2 protein-coding genes are annotated in these 3,208 nt (G+C 75.4%); one reads left to right on the forward strand and one right to left on the reverse strand.

Annotated features, from left to right (window positions below; all coding sequences use genetic code 11):
- Window positions 1-47 precede the first annotated feature (47 nt).
- Window positions 48-1,292 (forward strand): vanadium-dependent haloperoxidase, encoded by a 1,245-nt coding sequence (locus ACOV8S_RS10430; protein ID WP_448317509.1) that lies wholly within the window; start codon window positions 48-50, stop codon window positions 1,290-1,292.
- Window positions 1,293-1,378: 86 nt separating this feature from the next.
- Here the strand turns inward: ACOV8S_RS10430 and ACOV8S_RS10435 are convergent, their stop codons facing one another.
- Window positions 1,379-3,061, reverse strand: coding sequence for a M4 family metallopeptidase (locus ACOV8S_RS10435; protein ID WP_448317510.1), 1,683 nt, complete (start codon window positions 3,059-3,061; stop codon window positions 1,379-1,381).
- Window positions 3,062-3,208 lie beyond the last annotated feature (147 nt).

Genomic DNA, 3,208 nt, shown 5'->3' on the forward strand with positions numbered 1-3,208 from the left:
CCCGCCACCGCCGAGGTCCCCGCCCGGCAGAAGGAGCACGTCCCCTCATGAGCACCCGCAGATCCCGCACCGCCCTGGCCGTCCTCGCCGCGGCCGTCCTGACCGGCGGCCTCGCCGCCCCGCAGGCCGCGGCCGAGCACCGAGGCGCCGACACCACCGCCGTCGAGTGGTTCGACGTCACCGCGCGGGCGGTGGCCGCCGCCCCCGCCGCCACCCAGGTCACCAACAGCCGGACCTGGGCGATCGGGTGGCTGGCCGCCGCCCGCGCCACCCGGGCCGTGCCGGCCGGCGTGGACCGCGCCGAGTACCGGCGGGCCGCGCTCGCCTCCGCCGTGCACCGGGCGCTGACCGAGCTGGTGCCCGGCCAGGCCGCACAGGTCGACGAGGCGTACGCCGCCACCCTGGACGCGATACCCGACGGCCGGTCCGAGGACCGCGGCGTCGCGGCCGGCGAGCGGCAGGCGTCGCTGCTGCTCGCCGAGCGGGCGGCGGACGGTCTGGACCCCGCCTCGGTCAACGCGCCGTACCCGGTGCCGGCCGCGGCGCCCGGCGTGTGGCAGCCGACGCCGGCCGCCTACGCCCCGGCCACCCAGTACGGCAACCGGCTCGCGAAGCCGTTCGCGCTGCGCTCGCAGAGCCAGTTCCGGCTGCCGCCCCCGCCCGCCCTGGACTCCGCGCGCTACGCGGCGGACCTGGCCGAGGTGCGCGCCTACGGGGCGGCCGACAGCACCGTGCGCACGGCCGCGCAGACGGACACCGCGCAGTTCTGGTACGGCTCGTCGTTCACCCTGTACACCGAGCCGCTGAGGGTGGCGCTCACCCGTTCCTCGCAGGGCCTGGCGGGCCAGGCGCGGCTGGTGGCCCTGTTCCACGTCGCGTCGGTGGACACCCAGATCGCCACCTCGGACAGCAAGTACGCGTACACCCGCTGGCGTCCGGTGACGGCGATCCGCACCGGGGCGATCGCCCCCGACCCGGCCTGGTCGCCGCTGCACAACACGCCTGCCCACCCCGACTACCCGAGCGGGCACGGCACCTACTCCGGCTCCGCGGAGGGCGTGCTGACCGCGCTGAGCGGGGCGCGCACCGCGCCGTTCGAGCTGACCAGCCCCACCGCGCCGGGCGTCACCCGGACGTACACCGACTGGCGGCGGCTGTCGCGGGAGAACGTGGACGCCCGCGTCTGGTCGGGGATCCACACGCGCTCCGCGGACGAGGCGGGGATCACCCTCGGCCGGTCCGTGGCGGGATACGTGCTGCAGCGGCAGGGAGAGCTGCTGGCGGCGCGCTGACGGGACCTGTGAGGGGATCCCGGCGCACCGGTTCCCCGTGCCGCCCGGGCGGCACGGGGAACCGGTGCGTGCAGGCCTCGCCGTCGTCAGCGCACGTTGACGGCGGTCCAGGCGGCGGCGACCGCGCTCTGCTCGGCGGAGCCGGCGCCGTAGAGCTCGCCGGCCGCCGCGAGGGTGGCCGCGCGGGCGCCCGCGTAGGTGGTGGACGAGGTCATGTGCACGGTCAGCGCCCGGTACCAGATCGCGCCGAGCCTGCCCCGGCCGATGCCCGTGAGGGTGGAGCCGTCACAGGTGGTGCCGGAGTGCTCCAGGCCGCCGATGTCCTGCGTGCCGGTGCCCTCGGCGAGCAGGTAGGCGAAGTGGTTGGCGACGCCGGACGAGTAGTGCACGTCCAGGTTCTTGGTCGTGGAGGACCAGCAGGCGGCGGAGGAGCCGTCGCGGTCCGGCCGGTCCATGAAGCGCAGGGCGGCGTCGCCGAAGCCGGGCTGCACTATCTCCTCGCCGACGTAGTAGTCGCCCGGGTCGCTCGCGTTGCCGGCGTGGAACTCGACCAGCGAGCCGAAGATGTCGGAGGTGGCCTCGTTGAGACCGCCGGACTCGCCGGAGTAGGTGAGGTCCGCGGTCGCCGAGGTCACGCCGTGGCTCATCTCGTGACCGGCCACGTCCAGCGAGACCAGCGGGCCGAAGGTGGTGCCGTCACCGTCGCCGTAGGTCATGCAGAAGCAACTGTCGTCCCAGAACGCGTTGTTGTAGTTGCTGCCGTAGTGCACGCGGTTGTACGAGCCCTTGCCGTCGCCCGCGATGCCGAGCCGGCCGTGCACGTCCTTGAAGTAGTCCCAGGTCATGTTCGTGCCGTACTGGGCGTCCACGGCGGCGGAGGCGCGGTCGGAGGTGGCCCCGGTGCCCCAGGCGTTGTCGGCGTCGGTGAACACCGTGGAGGGCGCGCGGCGCAGACACAGGGTCAGGATGCACAGGTCGGTCCTGTTCGCCGCGTCACCGGTGTAGGTGTTGCCCCGGGTCGGGTCCTTCAGGGAGTACGAGGTCCCGCTGCCGGTGGTCTCCAGCGACACGGTGCCCGCGTACAGGGAGCGGCCGGTGCCGGTCGCGGCGTGCACGGAGTCCCAGGAGTCCAGCTCCTCGCCGGTGCGGGCGTCGACCAGCACCTCACGGCCGACCGGGTTGCCTCGCGCGTCCTTCGCGGTCACCTCGGTGTGCCAGGCCAGCCGCGGGGTCCGGCCGTTCAGGGCGTCGACCACCAGCCGCGAGTCGGCCTCGGGCGCGACGACGGTCCGCTCCACGGACCGCAGAAGGTCCTCGGCGACGTCCAGGGCCTTCGCCTCGGACACGGCCGGGGTGAGGGCCGGCACGGACAGCCGCGCGCGGCTCGCCCGGTCGGCGCCCTCGAACGCGCCCGTCGGCGAGAGGTGGACGACGAAGTCGCCGCCGAGGACGGGCAGGTCGGCGTAGGTGCGGTCGAAGCGGACGTGTTCGGAGCCGTCCGCGTCGACGACCACGTCCTTGACGACGAGTTCCTGCCGCGCGCCGAAGCCGAGGCTCCCGGCCCGGGCGGCGACGGCCTTCTCCGCGCGGGCGACGGCGGCGGCCTCGCGGTCGGGGGAGGGGGTTTGCGGCGCGGAGGGCGCCGCGGAGGCCGTGACGGGCAGGGCGGTGGCCAGCAGCAGCGCGGCGGCCGCCGCGGCGGTGGCGGCGAAGCGGGATCCGGTCCCTCTCGCGCGGGGACGCGAGAGCCGGGTGCGGTTGGTGTCCATGACAAGCATGGTTGTCCCGCCCGGGAGCGGACGAGACCCGTCCGGCTGGGGAGATACGGTGAGCGACGTGCGGAGTGCGGCGCGCCGACGGCGATTCCGCGCCACCTGCGACGGCCGCGGCCCGGCGGTGCCGGAGCGGGGTGGGAG

Source organism: Streptomyces sp. CO7, assembly GCF_053474865.1.